Annotated in this window: 1 protein-coding gene; it reads left to right on the forward strand. The window is 70.6% G+C overall.

Annotated elements, in window-relative coordinates; translation table 11 throughout:
• Positions 1-48: 48 nt before the first annotated feature.
• Positions 49-557: tRNA (adenosine(37)-N6)-dimethylallyltransferase (locus tag ACFPZL_RS14145; RefSeq protein WP_382336052.1), on the forward strand; the 509-nt coding region annotated here is incomplete at its 3' end.

Consider the following 557-nt stretch of genomic DNA (forward strand, 5'->3'; position numbering starts at 1 on the left):
CGCTGCTCGCAGCGCGGTCGGGCTCGGCATGCCGACGCTGCGCGTGGGATGAGTCCCGGCGACGAGCGCGCCCTGGGTGTGCCGAGGCTCTGGGCGATCGTCGGCGCGACGGGCACCGGCAAGACGAAGCTCTCGCTCGACCTGGTCGAGCGGCTGCGCGAGGAGTGCGGTCGCGACGCCGAGATCGTCAACGCCGACGCGATGCAGCTCTACCGGGGCATGGACATCGGCACGGCGAAGCTGCCGTCGATCGGGCGTCGCGGCATTCCGCACCATCTCTTCGATGTCGTCGAGCCGCGCGACGAGGCGACCGTCGCCTGGTATCAGCCCGAAGCCCGGCGGACCATCGAGGCGGTACTGGCCCGCGGCCACGACGCGGTCCTCGTGGGCGGATCGGGTCTCTACGTCTCGAGCGTCGTCTTCGACTTCCGGTTCCCGCCCCGTGACGAAGTGCTGCGCGCCGAGCTCGAGCGCGAGGCCGGCGAGCGCGGCAGGTCTCGAGTTCCCATTTTTCCTTGGCGACCAGCGCCTTCTCGGTATCGCGCTGGGTACTCACC

Source organism: Leucobacter soli (genome assembly GCF_042659205.1).
GTDB classification, from domain to species: Bacteria; Actinomycetota; Actinomycetes; order Actinomycetales; family Microbacteriaceae; genus Leucobacter; species Leucobacter soli.